This is a genomic window from Pseudomonas phytophila, assembly GCF_025643095.1.
In the GTDB taxonomy this organism is placed as follows: Bacteria; Pseudomonadota; Gammaproteobacteria; order Pseudomonadales; family Pseudomonadaceae; genus Aquipseudomonas; species Aquipseudomonas quasicaspiana.
Genome location: NZ_CP081201.1, coordinates 1,094,769 through 1,117,577, shown reverse-complemented (window position 1 = coordinate 1,117,577; position 22,809 = coordinate 1,094,769). Strand labels below are relative to the sequence as shown.

Sequence of the window (22,809 nt, the reverse complement as noted above, 5' to 3'; positions counted from 1 at the left end):
GCCATTCAATGACCGAGATTCAGCAAGACCAGCATGAGGACGGCACTCTGCGTTTTCTGCCAAGTCGCCTGAATAACCAGCCTGTGGTGATTGGTGGTCTTACGGCGGATGAGATGTGGATGACCGTTTTTGGGTGTAGCGGCGTGGGATTTGTGATTGGCGTGCCGCTCGCCTTTGTGATCACGCCGTCCATGCCCGTGCTATGCGCGCTCGTCGGAGGGACATTAGGGTTGCTAATCGCATCCCGGGTATTACGACGTCTCAAAAGAGGTCGACCGGAGACCTGGGTCTATCGCAAGTTGCAACTGCAGGCGGCAACGCTCGGGCCAACTTCATTTAACAGCGCCAATCTGGTCATCCGATCAGGCAACTGGACTTGCCGTCGGAGCGAGCAACGATGAGCCGTTTTTTAAAGCTAGCTGACTCACAACGAGCGCACATCACGAGTCTCAGGATGGCAATCGTCGTGCTAGCTCTGGTGGCCTTAGGGCTCGGCATCGGGTGGTACCGGGCGCCGAAGGATATGACGGTTCACGTTCCGCCGGATCTGCGAACGGGTAGCACCCGACTGTGGTGGGACGTCCCTCCTCAGTCTGTGTACACATTCGGCTTGTACATCTTTCAGCAGATGAATCGCTGGCCTGTGGATGGTGAACAGGACTATCAGGCGAATATCACGCGCTTGGGCGCTTACATCACCCCTGCTTGTAAGCAATACCTCCAGAGCGACTTTGAACTGCGCCGGTCAAGCGGCGAGCTGCGTAAACGTGTTCGTGGCGTATACGAAATCCCAGGGCGCGGCTACGGAGATTCGCCTGAGATCAGGACGATATCCAACTCTGTCGACGACTGGAAAGTCACGCTCGATATCACCGCAGACGAATATTACGGGGGCCAATTGGTCAAGCGCGCACTCGCGCGATACCCGCTGCACGTCGTGCGAATGGACGTCGATCCAGAAACCAACCCATTTGGATTGGCTTGGGATTGCTATAGCGGCGCACCGCAGCGAATCGAAGGAAATGTCGACGCCCCCCAGCAAAAGGGAGTCTTCCAATGAGTTTCCTGCGCATGTTCACATGCTCTGCGTTACTGATAGTTGTGGCGGGCAAAATCGAGCTCGCTTCAGCAGTTGAGATTCTTCGATGGGAAAGATTGCCCTTGGCCATCCCTCTCCGCATCAATCAGGAACGAATCATCTTCGTTGACCAGAATGTTCGTGTAGGGCTGCCTCGGTCATTAACTGAAAAATTGCGGGTACAGAGCACAGGTGGTGCGATCTATCTATTCCCGAAGGAAGCAATAGAACCCACTCGACTCCAACTGCAGAATGCCAAGACCGGAGAAATCATACTGGTCGATATCGCCGCTACTGAAGCACCCCATGATCAACCTGCGTTGGAGCCCGTGAAAATTGTAGAGGGTGAAACCTCATCCCCACGTTACGGAGGCGCGACCGCAACACGCTCCACCAAAGCCAATGCCCAGAATCAACAAAAATCCAGTCACTCGAACGATGAAGACGATGAGCCAGAAGAAGTGGCAAAACGGGAAACACCTGTCCCGGTAGTTCTGACACGTTATGCAGCCCAGATGCTCTATGCCCCGCTACGCACCGTCGAGCCTGTTAACGACATTAGCCAGGTGAAGGTTGATCGCCGCCTGGACCTGACCACTCTGCTTCCTACGCTACCGGTGAGATCGACCCCTCTTGGAGCGTGGCGTCTGGATGATTTCTGGGTGACTGCTGTGAAGTTGCAAAATCAGACTGCGCAGCGCGTCGCTCTAGATCCCCGTGATCTCATGGGTGAGTTCGTGACAGCAGCGTTCCAACATCCATATCTTGGATCGCGTGGCGATGCTAGTGACACAACGACCTTGTACTTGGTTACCCGGGGCCATGGACTGACACAGGCGACAGTTTTCTCTGCAGCCCCGGCAGATCCGCGTGCAACGCAGGGAGCAAAGCATGAAGAGTAATCCGCTGCTCAAATACCTGGTCGTCCCGTTTCTTCTGCTGATGGTTTTTATCGGCATCAGAACACTGGGAGGAGTAAACACGCCACAATCCGAAAACGCACCGGCGCCCAAACTTACTGCTGAGCAAGCGAAAGCACTTGGAGTGGAAGGAGACACGCCTAGCGACACTCTGCGAACAGTTGTAGCTGAGGGACGCGAGCTAAAGCAGCAGATCTCCGACGTCATCGCGCAGAACTCGACAGTGAAACAGGATAACGAAGCGCTCAAACAACGGCTCGCTAACATCGATCAGACAGTAGAGCAGCGTCTGAAAAACGCTCAGGATCAATTCAAACTCGATAGCCAGCAGCAACAGCAAAGCGTGCTGGATGGTCTCAGGAAGCAGATAGACGAATTGACCAGGCTGGGGCAGAACACCTCCTCAAACTCGGATCTGCCTATCGGTCTGGGCGTTCAACCTGGTGATGGCAATCAGTTCAAATCGGAGGCGAGCGGTTCGGATATCGTTTGGATTGACCCTCAAGACGCGACCGCCCTGGACAGCAACGGTAAACCAATTACTGCCGGTACCAGCGTGCCCGCGAGTGGCTACAGTTTTCCAACATCCTTTGGAGACTCCGTGGATCGAGGGCAGATGGCTCTCACCACTGGCGCTCAGGCAGTTCGCGATGACATAGGTGCCCAACAACAGGATCGGAAGAAGGTACGTCGAGCCTACACCCTGCCTCAGAACTCAACCTTGATGGGCTCAGTGGCCATGTCAGCTTTGATTGGACGGGTTCCAGTAGACGGAACCGTTAATGACCCCTACCCCTTCAAGGTACTGATTGGTCCAGACAATCTGACCGCCAACGGTATTGATCTCCCAGACGTAGCAGGTGCTGTGGCCAGCGGCACGGCCTCCGGCGACTGGACCCTCTCATGCGTGCGAGGACAAATCAAAAGTCTGACCTTCGTGTTCAACGACGGCACAGTCCGCACGCTACCTGCCCCTGTCCAGGGCAACAATCAACAGAACAACAATCAGAACAACTCCGGTGATCAGCAGCCCATCCAGGGCGGTCTGGGCTGGATCAGCGACCCATACGGAATCCCATGCATTGGCGGCGAGCGACGCAGCAACGCGCAGCAATATATCGGTTCCCAAGCGCTGATAACTGCAGCTGGAGCAGGAGCGGCGTCTTTGATCAAGACCGAAGGTAGTACTTCATCTTACGTATCCAATGCCTCGGGGACGCTCGGCAGCACGGGGTTGTCTGGCAACGAGGCGATGGGAAAGATCCTAACTCAGGGGGTGACTGACGTTTCGAGCTGGGTCAACAAGCTCTATGGGCAAGCGTTCGCGGCCATCTACGTCATGCCCGGGGCGCAGGTCTCGCTTCACATTGATCAAGAATTGGAAATTGACTACGAACTCAAGGGCCGTAAGGTCAAGTACGCGACAGGAGCGAACCATGCCAATGCCAACCTGGATTGATCACGCAGGCTCAACGCGCTGGGTGTTGATGTATTGCTCCCTGACAGCGGCATTGTTGGCTGGATGCTCGACAGACAAAGAGCAGATGTTGCCGCATGGTCCGAACACTATGACGGATATTTGGAACCAAGGCACAACCGGCTCGGCAGGTAGCGCCAGTGGACGACAGTTGCTCGATGCCCGTGCCGAGCTGCGCCGACCTATCGATGTGCGCTCTGCCCAGCCCATGCAAGACAGCGCGACTTACACGCGCACTGCTCAGAACGAGATCTACAGCCAGTTCAAGCGACTGCCCAATCCCGACCTGGTCATGTACGTGTTTCCACACCTTGCCGGGTCCGATCCAGCACCAGTTCCTGGCTATACCACTGTATTCCCTCTTTATCAGCGCGTGCAGTACGCCATGCCTGGCGAGCGGGTAGAGGACTACTGATGAATTTTTATGAACGGCTCAAAGGCCGCACTCGCCTCGACTCCACCGCTGATGACTTTCCCCCCGGCGAGTCCCTCTCCATAGGGTCAAGCGCTGACGTAGAACAAGCCGAAACCCTTGTCGCAGATCTGACGGCTTCAGATCAATCTGACGTAGATGCAGCCCTTGAGCGATATCTCAAGCGATTGGCTGATCAAGGCATTCCTGCACCAGGCGATTGGAAAAATCCGAAGCAGAAACCTGCCACTATCGCCGACGTAGCCGCGCTTTACGACGTAAAACCAAGCTTTGTGGATTTACTTCCATGGACCGAATACTTGCCAGCCGAACGAGCAATGCTCCTCGAAGACGGCAAATCCTTGGCAGCTTTTTTCGAGCTCACACCGATTGGGACAGAAGGCCGTGACCCCGAATGGCTTCGCAAAGTCCGAGATGCGCTTGAAAACGCATTGCAGAACAGTTTCGACGAGCTCGATACGTCGCCGTGGGTTGTTCAGTTCTACGCAAAAGATGAGACCAGCTGGGACGACTATCTAAAAAACCTTCGTGAGTACATCAGACCACAAGCCAAAGGCAGTCCATTCACGGAGCTGTATTTGGATCTCTTCAAACATCATCTGGATGCAATAGCCAAACCCGGTGGTCTATTTGAGGACACGACTGTTTCAAAATTGCCTTGGCGCGGCCAACAGCGCCGCGTGCGGGTGGTGGTATATCGTCGGGCAGTTGGCGATGCAGCATTTCGTGGTCAAACCCCAGCCATGCATCTAGACAACATCTGTCAGCGCTTCACAGGCGGTCTGGCAAACGCAGGCATCAAAAGCAAGCGCATGGACGGCTACGACATCCGCCACTGGCTTCTACAGTGGTTCAACCCACACCCAGATCATTTGGGAACAACACTCAAAGACTTTGATCGTTTTTTTCAACTGGTAAACAAGCGGACCGAGGACGCAGGCGAGGACTTGCCTCTGGTAACTGGCGACGACTTTGCCCAAGGACTCTTTTATCGAGAGCCCAAGTCTGACAGCCAGAAGGGCTTGTGGTACTTCGATGGCCAGCCCCACAGAGTCATCATGCTTGATCGTCTGCGTGAGGCACCACGGACAGGCCACCTGACCGGCGAAACGCGCAAGGGCGGTGACGCTTTACACGCACTATTTGACAAAATGCCTGAGGACACCGTGCTGGCCATCACCATGGTCATCACTCCCCAGGATGTATTGGAAGGACACCTAGAAAAGCTGGCACGCAAATCGGTCGGTGACAACCAAGCTTCTGCACTAACCCGCGAGGCGGTGGCCGATGCCAGGAAGCTGATCGGTCGGGAGCACAAGCTATATCGAGGCAGTATTGCGTTTTATCTTAAAGGACGCGACGAAGCGCAGCTTACTGAACGCAGCATGCAATTGACGAACGCATTGCTTGGCGCCGGCATGGAGCCAGTGGCAACTGACGACGAAGTTGCTCCACTCAACAGCTACCTACGCTGGCTTCCTGGGAATTTCGACGTTAATCAAAAGCGGGCTCTGGACTGGTACGTTCAGATGATGCTCGTCCAGCACGTGGCAAACCTGTGTCCGGTGTGGGGCCGCTCCAGCGGGACAGGACACCCCGGCATAACACTTTTCAATCGCGGTGGAGCTCCGCTCACCTTCGATCCTTTCAACAAACTGGATCGTCAGATGAACGCGCACATGTTCCTATTTGGCCCGACAGGGGCCGGTAAGTCCGCCACGTTGAATAATCTGCTCAATCAACTCATCGCTGTTTATGCACCCCGGCTATTCATCGTTGAAGCGGGTAATAGCTTTGGCCTGCTTGGTGACTTCGCCAAAAAGTTGGGCTTGACGGTCAACAGAATAAAGCTGGCTCCGAACTCAGGGGTAAGCCTGGCTCCATTCGCTGATGCGATTCGCCTGGTGAATACCCCGAGTCAGGTCAAGACCTTGGACGCTGATGATCTCGAAAGCTCTGATGAGGACCTGAGTACCAAGTCTGATCAAGACGATGACGAACGCGATGTTCTGGGCGAGATGGAGATCGTTGCCCGTCTCATGATTACCGGTGGAGAGGAGAAGGAGGACGCTCGACTGACGCGAGCAGACCGGAGCGTAATCCGGCACTGCATCCTTTCTGCAGCAAAAACATGCTCTGACGCTAATCGCACTGTGCTGACCGAGGATGTGCGCAACGCGCTGCGCGTTGCCGGAGAGGATACCTCCATACCGGAGTCTAGGCGTAACCGCATGCTTGAAATGGCTGAAGCCATGGACATGTTTTGCATGGGTGCCGATGGGGAGATGTTCAACCGTTCGGGGACGCCATGGCCTGAAGCAGATTTGACGATTGTCGACCTAGCGACCTACGCACGTGAGGGTTACAACGCCCAGTTGTCGATCGCATATATCTCGCTGATCAATACCGTGAACAACATAGCCGAACGTGACCAATACAAGGGCCGTCCTCTCGTCAACGTGACAGACGAAGGTCACATCATCACCAAGAATCCTTTGCTTTCCCCTTACATCATCAAGATCACCAAAATGTGGCGAAAACTCGGTGCCTGGTTCTGGTTGGCTACGCAGAACATTGATGACTTGCCCCCTGCCGCTGCGCCGATGCTCAACATGATCGAGTGGTGGATCTGCCTCAATATGCCGCCTGATGAGGTGGAAAAGATCTCTCGCTTCCGCGAGCTGACACCGGCCCAGAAAGGCTTGATGCTTTCAGCCCGTAAAGAGAGCGGGAAATACACGGAGGGCGTGGTGCTTTCCAAGTCAATGGAAGTCCTGTTTCGCGCTGTCCCGCCAAGTCTGTACCTGGCGTTGGCCATGACCGAGCCTGAAGAGAAGAAGCAACGATATGACCTGATGCAGTCCTTGGGAGTCGACGAGTTGGGAGCCGCAATGGAAGTGGCTGCAGACCTTGATCGAAAGCGCGGTATCGAACCATTAAAAATCACATTCCCAACACCCCATGCATTGGAGAACCTGGCATGAGAGCCATGGATGCGTTGACTCAAAATTTGATCGATAGCCTGACCCAAATCCTCAAAGACCCGCAGGAAGAATCCCTGCAGGCATTGAAGATCTGTGCCCCGGTTCTGATCGAGCATTTGCAAGTCGTGAAACATGTGGCGGTTGATCGTCGAGAGATCCAGTCTCAACTTCACAAAGCACTGGACCAGTGGCTTGAGCATCATCCCCAGCCCGAAAGCGCGCAGAAAGCTCTTCTTGCGCTGCTGGACCAAGAGTTGCTGACAAAGCAGCTCCTAGACAATGAAGCATCCGCATGAAGCGGCCCATGCGTTTTCACAAGATCGCGGCTTGTTCGATAGTGGCGATCGCCTTGGCAGTCTGGAGCTATGCATGGCTTCACGACACCGGGTACAAGCCGGCCGAAGCCGCTGATGATCAAGTCGGAATGACACCGCTGTCGAATACACGTTCTGGGGGATGGGTTTACGGGAGCCGCGGTGCTCGATTCACCGTCATCGAGTATGGGGATCTCGAGTGCCCCTACTGCAAGGACTATTTCCCGCACCTCAAAGCCTGGCTTGACCAGCACCCGGACGTGAACCTCCAGTGGCACCATCTACCGCTTTCAATGCACGAACCGGTGGCAGGCTATGAGGCTCGGTGGGCAGAATGCGCGGGCATCGAAGGAGGAAATAAAGCGTTCTGGATGGCCTTGGAAATCATTTATCAACGCACTCGGTCGAATGGTTTAGGGGTTGCTGTTAATCCACAGGTGCCGGGGCTTGAAGATCGACAGAACGCTATTGATGAATGCGCCGCGAACAATATCTCTGTCCAACGGACTGTTCGCAGCCAGGCTCACCAAGCCAGCCTGGAAGGCGTCACCGCCACACCGACGTTGGTCATCAAGGACAATCTCTCTGCGCGATCCATCAAGCTTGAGGGAGCCCCCGACGGCGACCTACTGCTATCCGCTATCGACTGGCTGGCAAGCACGGACGCGAGCGGCGGTCATAAGTGAAAGCATGCGACTTGTGTAGAAGGACAGAACAAACAATCCGGTCTCTGAACAAGCCTCACTAGCTCGCCTGCTGCGGATGCAAGTCCGGAGCATTGATGCCATCCGAAGCCATGATTAACACCTTCATCATGTCTTGATCATAAGTTCCTGCAGGAGACTTGGCCTAATGGATCAATGTCGCGCCTTGACATTGATGGCGAACTTGTAAGAGCCTGGGCGTGCAACTTTAGCTTCATCACCTAATGAGGCCACGTCCTCATGAACCCGACGCAAATTCTTGCGTAGATCCATCCCCAAAGCTCGCAAAGCAACCGGAAGCGCGAGCGGCTGACTAACGTCGGTGGCTGCACACTCATCGCTCAATCAACCCAATGGGAATCCTCCCATTGGGCCGGGTTCCCTTCGAGAACCCCACATGAATACCTTCTCATTGCTCATAACCCCAAAAATTGGGGAAGCCCGCGGCGTACCACGGATTTGGCTTGAGGGCCAAAAGCTACTAAATGCCGGCATCGAAATCGGGTCATGCTTTTCCCTGTCACGCGGAGACGGAAAAACCAAGTTGGAGCTGGTGCCAGCGCATACATCAGATGCAAACAACTCCGGGATAATCAGAGTCTCGAAACGTGTTCGCAACGGCGTAACGACACCGCTCATCGAGATCCGAACAGCATTGCTGCGAAGTCTTTTCAAGACCGCAGAAAAAGTCAGGGTAGTCATTCGCCTGGGCAGGATCCTGATCACCGCCTTGGACAAAGATAAACGGATAGATGAACGCCTGGCGCGGCTGAATCAAAAGCTCAATGCTAGAGAACCATTGGCTGTGTGCAGCCTATTTCACGGTGGGGGCGTGCTGGATCGTGCGATTCACGCGGGACTAGCACGATCTGGTATCGACACCTACGTTCGAATAGGCATCGAGCTCGAGGAGCAGTATCTGGATGCCAGTCTGCGCAACAACCGAATGCTTTGGCGAGATAACTCAATCGCTATTTGTGCCGACGTCCGCGATGTCCAGCGTGGTGATGGTACACCCCGATGCGATCTGGTTATTGCAGGCATTCCTTGCACAGGAGCATCACGTGCCGGTAAGGCGAAAAACAAGCTTTCCGCAGCTGAACAACATCCATCTGCGGGTTCATTATTCATAGACTTTCTAGACTTTGTCCGTCACACAAATCCAGTAATGGCGATCATAGAAAACGTTCCTGACTACCTGACTAGTACATCCATGGATGTCATCCGATCAGTACTGGGATCACTAGGCTACAAACTTTTTGAGTGCATCCTTGATGGAAACGTTTTCGGAGCGTTTGAAAATCGCGCCAGAATGACTTTGGTGGCCTACACAGAGGGAGCTATTGACACTTTGACACTGGATCAAATTCTGCCACTTCGCACCAAGGAAGGCTCTCTGAGGGACCTAATGGAAGATGTCCCAGATCATGACGAGAGCTGGAAATCCTATGACTATCTGGAACAGAAGGAAGTACGCGACATTGCAACCGGCAAGGGGTTTCGCAGGCAAATTTTGACACCTGAAGCTACCTCGTGTGGATGCATTGGACGTGGCTATGCTAAAGCCAGGTCAACTGAGCCGTTCATCCGTCACCCGACAAACTTTTCACTGAGTAGGCTACTTACGGTGATCGAACATGCCACAGCGAAAACGATACCCGTTGAAATCGTTAGCGGAGTATCCAACACAATTGCCCACGAAATACTGGGTCAATCTGTCATTTACGTCGCTTTCGAAGCGATAGCGACTGCAATTGGGCAAATGATTAGACTAAAACATAGCCAGTCAGTTTTGATGGTGGCTTGAGACCGTCCGGCCTACCCATAGGGTAGCGCCGGACTTAGAACAACAGGCGGGGCTACGGCGGTAGTTCCTAATTTACCTAGAGAGTTCATACAGGACTGCACCTAGCACAACAAGAATCCAGGCAATGATAATCACCTTACGGATTTTTGGAGGGGGTATGGGCGGTGACTGGGCATTCACGTTGTGAGTATGGTCGCAACGCTTGCAGACGAAACCTTCGTTCTGATTATCGTAAAGGTAGTCTTGGGGACCAAGGCTTTTATCATTGTGGCCAAACCACTCACACCATTTATTTTTGGTTTCCATATCGCCTTTTTTCCGTGATTTCAATCTGTACAGAGTCGCCTTTAACAAAGGACGTTCAATCAGCGCAAAAGCCAAATACCCACCAATAATTACACTTACAAACGCAGCTATCCAAAATACAGCAGCATGAAACCAAACAACGGTCCCAGACGCATTTAATGCATACCAGACACGACCCAGCAAGCTTAGTATCAATACATGGGACAAATAGACTGAGTACGAAATATCACCCATAAACCGCAAGGGATAAGTAACACTCATCCACTTTAGTGATTCAAAAATAGCCATTGAAAATACAAGTATTGAAAAACCACCTCCAAGAAATATTGCTCTGGAAATCGAGATATTTGACTGCACATCAACATTACCTTTCGCAACCTCCGAAAACCCGAAGTACAGCAGTATGGTAGCGACAGCCACACCCAGGATCGCGACGATACCCCCCAGCTTCTCGGATCGCAAAGTTATATAAGCATATGCAAGCAAAGCTCCCAAGATGAATTCCACGGTAAAAATGTGGAAAGCCACACGCAACAGCGGAGAGGTGAACTGCCAACCTGAAGCCAGAATAATCACAGCTAGCCACAACCCAAGGCCGAGCAGCCTCATCCTATTTCTGAGCAATAAAAGCCCAGCAAACACGATATAGAACCACAGTTCGTGTGTCAGCGTCCAAGCAACCAATAATAAAGGAAGTTTTTCATTGGGAACTAAAAAGAAAGATTTTACTAAGTCTACCTCTCCACCTTGAGAGCTATTGATTATGCCGGGCACGGACAAGAAAACAACAAGCAGCAAGAAGTAGTAAACCCAATAGGTCGGATAAATTCTCAACATTCTGTTGCGAAGGAAGGCAGCGACCCCTCCAGTTGAGTAGACCTTACTTTGGCTTACCACAACCATTACGAAACCGCTGATTACGAAGAATAGGTCTACACCTGTTTGACCAAGATTGAATATCTGTGGCAGGAACATTGACCCCGGCAGGTACTTTTCTTGGATACTCAGCCCGTGAAAAGCAACGACCATCAAAGCTGCAAGCCCCCTGAAGGCTTGAACCGCATAAATCTTATCCATTTAGTTCCCTAAAGCATTCACTTCTACAAAATTTGGTTTGAGACAACATGCCGAAAGTGTCCATGGCACCAACTTGATTGGGTCTTCCCATCATGGATTTGAGTCAAAATTCACGTTTTTTTGCGCATTCAGGTACGTTTCCACGTCATACGCTCTTCCATCCGGCATGATGATTTCCAGCGTCTTAACATTGCTATGTTTTGGCTGCGTAGTTCTGTAAACCGATGCAGCTTCTAATCTGGTGGATTCTATTCTGCGCTCGATCATGCTTGGGTATCTCTGCGCTAACAGCAAGATAAGAACTGGAAACATGCAGACCAGGAGCACCCCCGCAACGCCAATCGAATGCTTACTATTTTTCATGCTCCCTCCATTGAATCAAAAAGCATCCCACCATCGTTGTTTGTCTAGGCTGTCTTTACGCCCCCCAGACTTTCTGTAGAAGTACACCCCCAATCGGCCGCTAATCAATGCGACAAACAAGATCGCTGCAAAGAACCAATCTTTAAGGCGGGTAAATACGAGTACGGCCATCATTGCGATAGAAATCAGAACTCCTGCCATTGCCCACCAGAAATTCTTGTTCCGTGGTCGTTTGCTCATAGCTGTTCTGCTTCCAGTTCCTATGTGAGCGGCTTCGGGATGCGAGCCATCACCAAACCGCAGACTGCCTCAGCCCCACATTTGCGGGGCGTGGAATCACCGGGACTTTTCCCTCACTCGTCGTCGCCTTTAAGTTCATCCAACCCACGATGGTATTGCTCATGTTCATCCCAGTTGAACTCTTCGATCTGTATGAGAATAATTTCGTGATCGAGCTTGCCGTGCCAGACGCCACCTTCCGACGTTTTATCTGGATATGTAGGATCGAACTCAGCTTCCCAATCCGCGTCCCGAGGTGTCGGGCGAGTGTTAGCAGTATCTTCATGCGGCATTGTCATACGCTTTCCTATTGGGTCTGAGTGCCTAAATTGGCCTACTTCTTCGTCTTCGACCCCGGTCGTTGACGGGGCTTGTGGTGCAGCGGATGACAGTTCCTATGGAAGCCAGGACCAGAGCATTCAAGCACTGCCAACTGTACTGAATTTCAGATATTGGGTACTGAAAATCTTGAGCATTTCATCTTCGGAGAGAGGTTCTGAACCTTGAATCCCAAGCCGAGCCGGAAGCATTGAAAATTTTGGCCCTGTGAATTTCGCCAGGTTCTGTGAGGTATGCACAGCCTGTTCCAGAGCGTTTTGAAAATCAGCTCCGTCTTCATGGGTATAGCTTGTCTTAATGAAGAAGCCTCCAACCAACTGCCTTTGCTTGCCTTTGCTCTTGGAAAGGCACACAACATAGAGATGAGGCAAATGCTCATACAGAGCCTGATCGAAACTCCTCGTGAAGCTTGTGATTGAATGAGACCCGTTGAACAAGCATTCAAAAACAGGGATCGAAACACCGCCTTTTTTGGACATAATCGCACCGAAGATTCGAAATGACTGATGAAGGTAGAGCTGGAAGCTTGAGGAATCAACCTCTCCCTCAAGTCGCAAGTAGTGGCCTAACGCATCAAGCTTGCACTCAAAACGAGTTTGTAACAGGCGGATTTCTTTTCATTTACATTTCCACAGTCACCAAAAGGAATGGTCTTGATTTCCCCTTGAGCCAATTCAACATCTTGGTTGAGCACTCCTCCAGACACTGACTGCGATGGAGGACCCACGCTCCAACTTGCTTTGATGGATACCTTCACACGGTTACCGTCAGACAATTCTGGCGTTAATGCAAGCCTTAGATCGTTGTTATCAGCAGCACCAATTGCGCTTTGGTCCTTCACCGGCAGCGTACGGCCTAGCACATTTGGGGTGGCAAAATTAGTGATTACCTCGTCGTCTTTGAAAACCTTACCGGATAGAAAAACGTTGCTTGGTGAAGCAGCAAACACTTGCGCTGTCATTAGCATCACGAACGGAAATGTGGCAATAATTGTACGAGCTCTCATGCTTTCATTTTCCTCGTTCACCGGCCTTTCCGGTGCCTCTACGTCCTTAGCCCAGCGAGAAGGCTGGGCTTGCTTGGTGCTAGGCGTCCCTTCCTATTTCAGTTGAAATAGACCTTGCTGGAGCGCAAGCCTGACGGCATGGTGGAATACCTCCTGCAACACCGTCGACCGCGGCGCGAGATCTATCGGCCACTCTTGAAAATCGGTATTACCACTTCCACGGCGCGCGATCACTATTGGAACCTGGAGTCCTTGGGACCCGAAATAAAGGTCGAACCGCCCCTTGGTGCCAAGAAATGTGCAATCGCCGGGGTGCTCTGCGTGCTGAGGCTTAGGCATATGGATAGACCAATCTGTGCTGTGTATTTTTGGTTCACCGCAATTCCACTGGGTGGTACTGCGAGTTTCATAGCGGTTTTACCTAGCAGTTATTGAACAGTCGCTTTAGCTTTTGCCACCTCTACGCCGAAAGCAAAAGCGTGAGCGCTGCAGGCATTCAGCCACTCGGTCAAGTCCTCAGCCCCGGCTTTTGAGGCCCAGGACTTGTGGTGCATCTGATCGATTTTCCGATCACAAGTCTTGGAGTTTATAGATCCCAGCTGAGCGAACCATGAGGCCGCGCACTTGAATGGGTCAGGTACTGGGTAGGCCATTACCATCTATCATTTCCTTTCTTCAATCGGCTTAACCGTTTTCTGTACGATAAGCCGACATCGCAGCGGACAGGTATTCTGCTTGGTCGTGGGTGAGAGTGCAGACATTCAAATCTAAAGTGATACTGAAGGCCGCATAGGTGGAATCATATTCAGCGGATACATTGTAACGTGCAAAAAAACCAACATAGCCTTGTATGAGCTGCTGGGTCATACGTTGTCGATTTGTGGCCTGTCGGATTTCCTCGGCGGAAATTTGAAAGTCGTAGGTCATAAACCCTCGATGGGCCACCCGACTGATGCTTGCTTCAATGAACGAACGAAGGCGCGCATTTAAAAACTGAAGATCATAATTTTCCATAGCAATCGTACTCAAGAACCACAAGGACCCGTTAAGGGCTGCATAAGGATACGATAAGATGAATCCAAGACATCGTCAAGCACCTTCTTAGCTACCAAATACCTGCTTTGGATTAGAGCCACCTTCTGAGCCCCTCGGATGATTTATAGGCTGATGGTCATGTACACCTTGCTTTGATCTACGCACGCACGCCCGAGGATCGCTTCCACGGCATGTGCGTTTTTATGTTTGGGAGCCCCCAAACAGCATTGCTAATTCTTAACAAGAGAGCACCATCTTGAGTCTTCGTTTTTCGAAAGAAGGTCCAGCATTTCCCGAGCAACTGGTTGATGCTTTGCTTACTGGCGACGTAGTTTTTCTATGCGGTGCGGGCATAAGCGCGCCCCAACTCCCGTTGTTTTCGGGTTTAGTTGAAGAGTGCATTGGCCGGCTTGGTTTGGAAAAAAATGCATCTGAGAGCGAGTCGTTTGAAAGTTACAGATTCGAAGAGGTGCTGGGATCGTTAAGTCGCCGTACCGTAGATCCAGGCGATGTGACTCGAGAGGTAGTGAATATACTGCGGGAGCGCTCAGAAAATGCTGATTTGGCTCACCACCACACGATTCTCAAGCTATCGCGTAGCCTTGATAACCGCCCCACTGTCATCACAACCAATTTTGACACTATGCTCGAGAAAGCATTGTGGGTTGTGGAAGGTCTCGAGCGGGCGCAGGAGCTTAGCTTTGCTGGCCAAGACCTACCATCGCCCGGTAGCACAGGCTTCGGTGGGATCATCCACCTCCACGGGCGTATCGCGGACGAGCAGATCGGTCTAAAGCAGACGCCGCTCGTCGTAACTAGCGCGGATTATGGTGATGCCTACATGCGTTCGGGTTGGGCATCTCGTTTTTTGTTCGACCTGTGTCGCTGCAAGACCGTTGTTCTCATAGGCTATAGCGCTGGCGACGCACCGGTTCGCTATTTCCTGAATGTTCTCGAAGCAGATCGGCAACGATTCCCTGATGTGCTTCCTGTATATGCGTTAGATCCGGTCAAGGCACGAGAGCTACCAGACGCTCGCTGGAGCACACTGGCAGTCGAACCGATTGCGTACGAATTCACGACCGATGCTGCGAATGGGGATCAAGATCACAGCCCGCTGTGGCGTGACCTTGATCAACTTGCCGAACTCGTTGTTCGACCACGAACGACTAGGCATGCTTGGGCTCAAACAATTCTGGTAAAAAACTTCGATGCATCTGATCTAGCCGAACGGGATCGTATCTTATGGCTACTTCAAGGGCGGCGAGACCTTTGGCCGGTTGCGATCAAATCGATTGAGGATGTCGCCTGGTTTGATTTTCTGGTCGAGCGCAAGGTTTGGAGTGACCCAGATGGATCTTGGATCCTGGCTGCTTGGATTGCCCGAAACCTACAATCGGTCGATCGGTTCAGGGTCGCCATAAAATGGTCGGAACAGTTCGACAAGCCGTTCGCCGATGCGCTCGCGAGGAACGTCGAGCAGAGCAAAGATTTACCAGACTTGTGGTACCGAGCTTGGCGCCTCCTTGCCGCCAGTCGGCAGCGCTTTCGTAAGGACATAGATCTTCACTTCTATGCCGTGCTGAAGATCCTTAGCGGATCCGTTGTACTGAATAACGATCTTCATCACGCTGTAGGGCTGATCACCCCCGTATTCAAACTGAATGCTCGAGAATTGTCTGAAGGCAGCGCTCCAAATCGCTTGGCCGATATCTTTGGATTTCGCTGGATATTACGAGGGCAAGGCGAAGCTAGCGAACTGATTGACGCTCTTGTCGAAGTGCCGCAATCGCATGTGATCATCGCAATCGCCACGGCGAAGCTTCAGGAGGTTGTGGGAGTAGCAGTAGACCTGGATGCAATCGACGAATATTTCGACAGAAACGACTACTCAGTGCCATCGGTAGAGCCGCACGTACAAAACGAACATCATGAAGGACCTGTGTTTCTCGTCCAGCTTCTTGCGCGCTTACTTCCCGCTGCCACCCAAGTGGATAGAGAGACAACCCGTTCATTGGTAACGACGTGGCGTAATCTGCCCGGTTTCTTGGGGTGCAGGCTATGGCTACACTCGCTGCGTGACAAGGCGCTTTTCAGCGGAGATGAGGCAATTGCTGCGCTAACAGCGCTCCCACGGAATGTCTTCTGGCATATCAGGCGCGAGCTCGCACTCGTATTGCGCGACCGTGCGGCCGACGCTGATGCTGAGCTGGTTACCCAAGTCGAACAGCGCATCCTCACTGAAGGAAATTCCTACTACCAACATTACACAATTGAAGAGGGTCAGGTTGATTGGCGCGACCACGCACGCGATTCAGAGGTGTGGTTACGACTCAACATGCTCAACGTTGCCGGGATGCTGTCCGGACGCGGCTCCACTGAGTTAGCCACTATCAAGAGGGCGCGGGAATATCTGGATCGTGATGTGGAAGAACGCGATTTTTTCGGGTCCTATAGTTACGGCGTTCAGACAGTTATCGGAGACGCACAGCCAATCATTGATGCTGGAGATGGTGAAAGGCTAGAGGTGGCCCTCCAAGTCATCCATAGCCCTGACATAAGAAAGCAACTGGGATGGAGCGTCTATTGCCGGACTGACCCAAGCGGGGCCTTCGACACGCTTGCCCGAGCTGAGCTTGACGCTTCAAATGCCCCGCTGTGGGTCACTCTCATCGGTTCCCTTTCCTTTCCGCAAGGAGACCCTGATGAAAGCCTCAGCAAACTTGTCATCAGCATTTTCGAGGTGATTAAGCCTGCGAATGAATCCTTTTTAAAGCTCATAATCTACCCATTGGCGGACCTTTACTTCAGTACCCCTCGGCAGTCGGCTCCGGCACTCACGGACTGGTGGCCAAGGTTGTTTTCCATTGCCGTACATAATGATAGCGAACCTTTCGATGCGAGCCGCGAACTTGCAGAAGACGCAATAAATTCGCCAGTCGGGCGTCTCACCCAAGCGCTGTTGACTGACATTGAATGGTGCCGTAAGGCGGGTGGTCTTATTAGGCCGGAACTGCTGAAGGGTATCATTTCTGTGGCCTCGACAACGGGACGCCAAGGCATGTTCGCGCGCGCAGTCCTAATACGCGATGCAGCGTTTGTTCTATCTATCGATGGGCAAGCTGTGACCGGATTACTCGACGCTGCGCTTACTGGTGAATATGTCGAGGCAGCGGCTCTACGCTCAGTTTTAGTCAACCAGGCAAACCTGTCTTCTACAACCTCCCGGGTATTCTGTAAGCACATCTTAAAGGGTGTTACAGAAATCGGAGGCCGGGATCGAAGCTCAAGGGCAGCCGCCGCTAAAATCATGGCACCAGCCTTATCGATCATTCGCCAAGAAGAAGACCCCGATCATTGGGGCATTTCACTTGAACAAACGGATTTGGCGCTCAAAAAGGGCCCTCCGGCATTGCGTGAGGGCGCTGTACGCTTGCTCGCGCAATGGATTCATGAGATTGAGGGCGGCCCAGCAGAGGCATGGCGCACCAGCATAGGTCCTTTACTTGCCAGGTGGTCGCGTGACCGAGAGCTATACGAAAAGGAGCTTACGCAATATTTTGCCGAGCTTGCGATCGCGTCAGCAGATGCGTTTCCTGAGGCTCTTAATCAATTGCTGCCCTATCTAACGCGTCTAAATGGTCGTGGCAGCCTGTACGCAATCGAGTCGTCTGAAGCTCCTGAGAAATTTCCTAGTGATACTTTGACATTGCTCTGGACGCTATTCGGACCTGGCTGCACCAGTAGTCTTTACGGGGTACCCAAGGTCCTAGAGCGGATGATCAAAGCCAAGCCAAGCATCGAACTCGATCGGCGGTTGCAATGGCTTGACCAAATGGCTCTTCGCTATGAGTGATGAAGTTCTCGATCAGTCTCAACCCCCAACAATACCGATAACGGTTTGCTGCTGACGGCAGCTCTGCAATCTCGTCTTCTGTACCTGACACTCCCATCAGGTACTGCCCCATGCCACAGTCCACCCCCTGTTTGAGACCCAATTACCGCCAGGCCCTTCTAATTCTGCTAACGGCCGCCCTAGCTCCTTTTGCCAACGCGGAAACCTGGGTTGTGACAGACCGCAACCATCCTGTTGAACCTCAGGCGCGAGTTCGGCTGATTCTGTTGGACGAAACAGAAAGGCTTGAAGCCAAGCTCTCAGAAGGACTGCCGGCTGATCAGCAGCAAGCCTTAGCGATAATACAAAAGCGCCTCCTGACCAAAGACGCGCAGCGCTTGCAAAGAGATCTGGTCATCGCCCAACAAAACCTTGTAGACGCCTGGAGCGTCGGGGTGACGAATATCCCGGCGGTGGTGGTCGACCGCAAGTATGTTGTTTACGGAGAAACAGACGTCGTCGCGGCTGAGCATCGCATTGCCGAATGGCGAGAACGCAACGAGCCCGGCGAAGGAGTTGCGCGACCATGAATCAGCGCAAGCCTACAGCGTGGACGGCATTGGCACTTTCGATCTTTATCGGTCCAGCAGCCGCCGGCACGGTGACCACCGCCACGATAGTCGCTTCGACCTTGTCGCCTGATTGTCTCGAATACAAAGTGGTCGGCATCTGCTACTGGCTTTTTTGTACTCCATACGGATGCCAAGTCAAGACGTCGACCAAGGTTCGTCATTTTGTTCCTGACGCAGTCATATCCAGCTACTCAAATACCGGGGGGAACCCATGGGTAGAAGTCTCTTCAATGAGCTCACCAACATCCTTTGCACAAGACGGCGGTGACGAAACCACGAACCACAATAATGAAAATAGCCTGGCTAAATTCAAAAACGCTGACGTCATAGGTCATCCGGGCGGAGCAACGTTTAGCCAATTTGCCAGCGCCTCGGGCTATGCCTGCGCAGGCGCCGCCACTCCCTATATGCCATACCTTTTAAGCACATTAGATACGGTTGCCTGGCGTTATGGCGTTCCCGAATCCGTGTATCCCGAAGCTCTCATTCCTGGACGACGGGAAGTGGGCGGTCTGTTTTCAGGTGATATGTGGGGTAGCGTTTATCCACGCAGCGGTTTCATACATCAAGCCGACGACTACAAAGCAGCAGCCGTAATCGCGCAGCGCGTGGGCGACGTGGTCACTCGCAGCGGACAGGTCCACGTCTATCAATCTCTGCTCGCACTGCCTAAGCCAGGCTACTGGCCAGCGGGGCAATTGATCGAGACTGATGCGACTACTGGTAAGTGGCAAGAGCTCACTCCCACCCTCAGTCAGAGCTGTGCGGTATTCCCAAACTTCCTACCCCGCGTGCAAGCAATCGACGGTGCCTACGCCTGGGCGCTGTGGCGACCCTATTCCTGCTGCAAGCGGGAAGGACAAACCTTTCTTGGCAGTACGGACTTTCAATGATGATCAAGAGGATTTCAATTATGCGCCGCGCCGTCATTCTACCTTTCGCGATTTTGAGCTTTCTAATTATCAACGGTGCCTTGGCCGCGACTCCCGGGATAAATGCCAGCTCGTCCGGCAGTGTGATTGGAGATGACGTGCTTTACAGCGTCGGAGGTGGAAACGCCGTGACCATGGGCAGTGCAGGCAACATGGACAGCATAAGCATCGGTGGGGGCTGGAACAGCAACTTGGTCTGCGGAAACATGAGCATGACCAACACTCTGCAGAATCAGTTGAACGGCGCTACTTCCGGATTTCAGACGATCATGGGGTCGATGCTGACAAATGCCACCTCTGCTGTGTCATCACTCCCTGGGCTGATAATTCAGCGAGCCAATCCAGCCTTATACAACTTGCTCACCAACGGTATTTTGCAAGGTCGCTTGGACTTCGATCGCTCCAAAGGAACTTGCCGGGCAATCGCAGACAAGATGCTAGACGTCGCTGGGGGCCAGATGGGTTGGAACAAAATTGCCGAAGGCCAGGCTATGAGTCAGGCAGTCAAAAGCGGTAACACGGATGCCGTATCAGCGGTTGCCCAGGTCGAAAAACAAGGCGGTAATGACGGTATCACTTGGGTCAGTGGGAATAAGGCTGGTGGGTCCGGGCAACAACCTATCAAAGTCGTCGCCGATGTCACTCGCGCTGGCTACAACCTCCTCAACGGTCGAGCCGCTGCAGAGACTGCACCTATCAGTCCGGCGAGCTGTAACAACGGTATGGTGTGCTCTACGTGGTCTTCACCACAAGAGGCGACAACGTTTGCAAACCGTGTCTTGGGCGAGCAGCAACAGCGCACTTGTGAGGGTTGTACGCAAACTACGTCTACGGCCGGGGTAGGTCTGACTCCGCTTATACAAGAGTCCTACGATTCCAAACTGAAAGCGCTCCAGGAATTGATTTCAGGTAGCAAATCACTCACCACAGAAAACCTGACTGCCGCGAGTAGTGACTCACTTCCCGTGACACGCGGCGTGGTCGAAGCGCTTCGCACTGAGCATGACCAAGACCTTCTTGCTAAACGTCTTGCGTCAGAAGTCGCGTTATCTGAAGTTCTTGGTAAGGCCTTGCTGCTTCAACGCACAATGTTTACCGGCAGCCGAGAGCCGAACATCGCAGCAAACGATGTGGCTTTGAATGCTATCAGTCAGCAAAACAGCAGCCTGCAACAGGAAATTGACAATCTAAAGACTGAATTGGAGATGCGCCGCAACCTGGCCAGCAACTCCCCTACCGCGATTTTACAACGCGCTCAAAGCAGGAAAGACAGCTCCAAAGGCATTTTCCAAGGTGACCCTATGCCAGATCGCCTCGAGCAGCTGCAGAACCCCACAAAAGGTAACTGACCATGAGCTCTTCACCGGTCATTAAGGGGTGGTTACGCAGGAGCGCCACAGCATTGCTGTCGTTGACTTGGCCGATAGTGCTGACCATCGTTCTAGCAACAGTTTTTATGACGACAATCGCTCATAATTTCGGAGATGTTGAGCGATTCATCGAATGGCAAAAAGCGCACTACGGCTTCATGCTGGCCTGGCGGCTATCGCTCTATGCAGCGATAGGATTCGGGTGGTATAGGCTCAGGAGCGCGCTTAAACGACAGGCTTCAGCCGCGACTCCATTTCCATCTGGCCTGAGGCGATGCGAAGTAATGGCCATCTTTGTCGTTCTCCTGTTCGAATGCCGCCGCGCGGTCTCTGCAGCAGGAGTGGATCTGCCATGATTTTGCACACGAATGACTACCTTGAGTACTACCTGACCCTCGTCGGGTGGATCATCAACAGCGGCATCTGGAACATGATTGAGGACAGCGGACTGTTCGCGGCACCGTTCGCCGCTATTGTCATAAGCGAATGGCTCAAGGCCCGCTCCGAGGGCGCTGATGAAGGCAACAAGGGCGTTCTCTCACTGGCACGAGTCGAGAATCGATTCTACACAGCTATCCTTGTGATCATCCTTGCATGCATGCCATTAGTCACGGTCAGCATCGATACCATCCAGTTTGACCGAAGTCGTTCCGAGCAATGCCAGTATTCAATCTCGAATCCGACTGATACTGGCTGGGAAACCTCTTTCAGTACGTTGAATGGCAAAAGTGCAACAGTGCCTGTTTGGTGGCTCTTCGTGCATGCAATGTCAAAAGCAGCAACCGCAGCCTCAGTAGCTGCTATTCCCTGCGGCGTGGATTTGCAACAGGTCAGGATGGAAGTCAACAAAGCTCGCATCAACGATCCGCTGCTTGCTCAAGAGGTCGCTGACTTCACGAACGATTGCTATGCACGAGCCCGGGCAAAACTGTTTATGACCCAGCCTACCCTGAGCGATGATCAGCTCAACGACGTCAACTGGATCGGCTCTAAATTCTTCCTGCAGACTGCAGGCTATTACAGCGATGGATTCTCTGGGTTCAGGTCGCATACCCCCAGAACGAAATGGCCATATGACTCAACCCGCGATGCGGGCTTGCCGCAAACCACGGGTGGTGGTGGCTTTCCTACATGCACGCAATGGTGGTCTGATGGGAGCATCGGCCTGAGAGCCAGGCTGCTGGAGCAAGTCAGCCCAGATCTGCTGACCAAACTTGCTCAGTGGGCAAAGTTCATGACCCAGACCGAGGTCAGTGACTCGGTCATCCGTGATCTGGTCTCTCCGAGGAAGCAGCAACTGACCCAGGGACAGGTTTATTCAGACTATGGCGGTCAAGTCGGTGGCTCTGTGCTAAATGACTTCACACGCCTTGCAGCTACAGCTGGTCAGGCAGCAGGATCTCTTGTGATGTATCCAGCCATGGACAGCGTTAGGCAAGCAGCGCCCATGGTGATGGCCTTCCTAAAGATGGCTCTCATCATTTGCATTCCGTTTGTGCTGGTGATCGGGGCGTTCGACTTGAAAGTCGTGATGACAGTGACTTTCGCAGCATTTGCCTTAATCTTCGTAGACTTTTGGTTCCAGCTCGCACGCTGGGTGGACAGTACGATTCTCGATGCCCTCTACGGCAATGGGATCGGCAGCAACGTTCCTCACACCAACTTTGACCCGGTATTTGGAGCCAGCAATGCGCAAGGAGATTTGCTGCTGGACTTCGTGATGGGGGCTATGTTCATCGTTCTCCCCAGCTTTTGGGTGGTCGCATTGGGCTGGAGTGGTGCGAAACTAGGAAGCTTGATGAGCGGATTGGCTACAGGCACTAGCGCGGCTCAAGAAGCTGGAGGGAAAGGAGGCCAGTTGGCTGTGTCAGTTGCCAAAGGGAAGATCTGACCAACTACGTAAATGCGCCAGGTGCTG

At 52.7% G+C, this 22,809-nt stretch carries 22 protein-coding genes; 15 read left to right on the top strand and 7 right to left on the bottom strand.

All coding sequences use genetic code 11. The features are described from left to right. Positions 1–8: 8 nt before the first annotated feature. The 9 genes from K3169_RS04780 (at position 9) to K3169_RS04740 (ending at position 9,717) form a co-directional block, all read left to right on the top strand. Positions 9–401 (top strand): TIGR03750 family conjugal transfer protein, encoded by a 393-nt coding sequence (locus K3169_RS04780; protein ID WP_263270345.1) that lies wholly within the window; start codon positions 9–11, stop codon positions 399–401. Beyond that, on the top strand, positions 398–1,060 hold the full coding sequence (locus K3169_RS04775; protein WP_263270343.1) for a PFL_4703 family integrating conjugative element protein: 663 nt from the start codon (positions 398–400) through the stop codon (positions 1,058–1,060). Before K3169_RS04780 ends, K3169_RS04775 begins: the two co-directional genes overlap by 4 nt. Then, positions 1,057–1,980, top strand: coding sequence for a TIGR03749 family integrating conjugative element protein (locus K3169_RS04770; RefSeq protein WP_263270341.1), 924 nt, complete (start codon positions 1,057–1,059; stop codon positions 1,978–1,980). The genes K3169_RS04775 and K3169_RS04770 overlap by 4 nt, the downstream gene beginning before the upstream one ends. Beyond that, positions 1,970–3,457, top strand: coding sequence for a TIGR03752 family integrating conjugative element protein (locus K3169_RS04765; protein WP_263270339.1), 1,488 nt, complete (start codon positions 1,970–1,972; stop codon positions 3,455–3,457). The genes K3169_RS04770 and K3169_RS04765 overlap by 11 nt, the downstream gene beginning before the upstream one ends. Further along, complete coding sequence (locus K3169_RS04760; RefSeq protein ID WP_263270337.1) at positions 3,435–3,890, top strand: TIGR03751 family conjugal transfer lipoprotein; 456 nt, start codon at positions 3,435–3,437, stop codon at positions 3,888–3,890. The genes K3169_RS04765 and K3169_RS04760 overlap by 23 nt, the downstream gene beginning before the upstream one ends. Beyond that, positions 3,890–6,892 carry a conjugative transfer ATPase gene (locus K3169_RS04755; RefSeq protein WP_263270335.1) on the top strand — a complete coding sequence of 1,001 codons (3,003 nt, stop codon included), beginning with the start codon at positions 3,890–3,892 and terminating at the stop codon, positions 6,890–6,892. Before K3169_RS04760 ends, K3169_RS04755 begins: the two co-directional genes overlap by 1 nt. Beyond that, on the top strand, positions 6,889–7,188 hold the full coding sequence (locus K3169_RS04750) for a hypothetical protein (RefSeq protein WP_231672310.1): 300 nt from the start codon (positions 6,889–6,891) through the stop codon (positions 7,186–7,188). The genes K3169_RS04755 and K3169_RS04750 overlap by 4 nt, the downstream gene beginning before the upstream one ends. Further along, entirely contained in the window at positions 7,185–7,892 is a 708-nt protein-coding gene (locus K3169_RS04745; protein WP_263270332.1) for a DsbA family protein, read from the top strand. The genes K3169_RS04750 and K3169_RS04745 overlap by 4 nt, the downstream gene beginning before the upstream one ends. 415 nt (positions 7,893–8,307) lie before the next feature. After that, positions 8,308–9,717, top strand: a complete 1,410-nt coding sequence (locus K3169_RS04740; protein WP_263270330.1) for a DNA cytosine methyltransferase — start codon at positions 8,308–8,310, stop codon at positions 9,715–9,717. Positions 9,718–9,789: 72 nt separating this feature from the next. On the opposite strand, the gene K3169_RS04735 is transcribed toward K3169_RS04740, so the two are convergent. From K3169_RS04735 to K3169_RS04705, 7 genes are all read right to left on the bottom strand, one after another. After that, a complete protein-coding gene (locus K3169_RS04735) occupies positions 9,790–11,100 on the bottom strand; it encodes an acyltransferase family protein (protein ID WP_263270328.1) in 1,311 nt (436 codons plus the stop codon). A 90-nt stretch (positions 11,101–11,190) separates the two neighbouring features. Continuing rightward, positions 11,191–11,463, bottom strand: coding sequence for a hypothetical protein (locus K3169_RS04730; RefSeq protein ID WP_263270326.1), 273 nt, complete (start codon positions 11,461–11,463; stop codon positions 11,191–11,193). Positions 11,464–11,478: 15 nt separating this feature from the next. Continuing rightward, a complete protein-coding gene (locus K3169_RS04725) occupies positions 11,479–11,703 on the bottom strand; it encodes a hypothetical protein (protein ID WP_263270324.1) in 225 nt (74 codons plus the stop codon). Between the two features lie 113 nt (positions 11,704–11,816). After that, entirely contained in the window at positions 11,817–12,041 is a 225-nt protein-coding gene (locus K3169_RS04720; protein WP_263270322.1) for a hypothetical protein, read from the bottom strand. Between the two features lie 120 nt (positions 12,042–12,161). Then, entirely contained in the window at positions 12,162–12,560 is a 399-nt protein-coding gene (locus K3169_RS04715; RefSeq protein ID WP_263270320.1) for a hypothetical protein, read from the bottom strand. An 86-nt stretch (positions 12,561–12,646) separates the two neighbouring features. Next, positions 12,647–13,108: a hypothetical protein gene (locus K3169_RS04710; RefSeq protein ID WP_263270318.1), complete on the bottom strand. Its 462-nt coding sequence runs from the start codon at positions 13,106–13,108 to the stop codon at positions 12,647–12,649. A 663-nt stretch (positions 13,109–13,771) separates the two neighbouring features. Next, positions 13,772–14,101, bottom strand: coding sequence for a hypothetical protein (locus K3169_RS04705; RefSeq protein WP_263270316.1), 330 nt, complete (start codon positions 14,099–14,101; stop codon positions 13,772–13,774). Between the two features lie 277 nt (positions 14,102–14,378). Here K3169_RS04705 and K3169_RS04700 point away from each other — a divergent pair, with 277 nt between their 5' ends. The 6 genes from K3169_RS04700 to K3169_RS04675 all read left to right on the top strand — a co-directional run bounded on the left by K3169_RS04700 (position 14,379) and on the right by K3169_RS04675 (position 22,782). After that, positions 14,379–17,978, top strand: a complete 3,600-nt coding sequence (locus K3169_RS04700) for an SIR2 family protein (protein WP_263270315.1) — start codon at positions 14,379–14,381, stop codon at positions 17,976–17,978. A 110-nt stretch (positions 17,979–18,088) separates the two neighbouring features. Further along, the gene (locus K3169_RS04695; RefSeq protein ID WP_263270314.1) at positions 18,089–18,547 is read left to right on the top strand and encodes a TIGR03757 family integrating conjugative element protein; all 459 of its coding nucleotides are present in this window, start codon (positions 18,089–18,091) and stop codon (positions 18,545–18,547) included. After that, positions 18,544–19,482: a TIGR03756 family integrating conjugative element protein gene (locus tag K3169_RS04690; protein WP_263270312.1), complete on the top strand. Its 939-nt coding sequence runs from the start codon at positions 18,544–18,546 to the stop codon at positions 19,480–19,482. Before K3169_RS04695 ends, K3169_RS04690 begins: the two co-directional genes overlap by 4 nt. Continuing rightward, complete coding sequence (locus K3169_RS04685) at positions 19,482–20,870, top strand: integrating conjugative element protein (RefSeq protein WP_263272218.1); 1,389 nt, start codon at positions 19,482–19,484, stop codon at positions 20,868–20,870. The genes K3169_RS04690 and K3169_RS04685 overlap by 1 nt, the downstream gene beginning before the upstream one ends. A 2-nt stretch (positions 20,871–20,872) precedes the next feature. Then, positions 20,873–21,247, top strand: a complete 375-nt coding sequence (locus K3169_RS04680) for a hypothetical protein (protein WP_263270310.1) — start codon at positions 20,873–20,875, stop codon at positions 21,245–21,247. Then, positions 21,244–22,782: a conjugal transfer protein TraG N-terminal domain-containing protein gene (locus K3169_RS04675; RefSeq protein ID WP_263270308.1), complete on the top strand. Its 1,539-nt coding sequence runs from the start codon at positions 21,244–21,246 to the stop codon at positions 22,780–22,782. Before K3169_RS04680 ends, K3169_RS04675 begins: the two co-directional genes overlap by 4 nt. Positions 22,783–22,809: the final 27 nt, after the last annotated feature.